Source organism: Bradyrhizobium sp. Kon69, assembly GCF_055807515.1.
On sequence record NZ_JBVVOS010000290.1, the window covers coordinates 1 to 286 of the forward strand.

Genomic DNA, 286 nt, shown 5'->3' on the forward strand with positions numbered 1-286 from the left:
GCACTGATCGGTGAGCGCAGCATGGGCGTGGCCAAGCCAGGCCAGCCGGCGGGCATCCAGGTCGCCTATGCGCCAGACCGTTCGCCGCTGCGCATCTCGACTTCCCAGGTGGTGGCCGTGGATGACCAGGGCGGCGCCGTATCGATGACCACCACGGTGGAAGCGGCGTTCGGTTCCCACTTGATGGTCCAGGGCTTTTTGCTGAATAACCAGATGACCGACTTCTCGTTCATCGCCGAAGAAAACGGCCAGCCCGTCGCCAACCGCGTGCAGCCCGGCAAACGTC

General features: G+C 64.7%; 1 protein-coding gene. It reads left to right on the forward strand.

Annotation, left to right across the window (positions count from 1 at the left end; translation table 11 throughout):
- Positions 1-21 precede the first annotated feature (21 nt).
- Positions 22-286 (forward strand): gamma-glutamyltransferase (locus AC0L3U_RS39215; protein WP_473365093.1); only part of this gene is annotated, 265 nt, incomplete at its 3' end.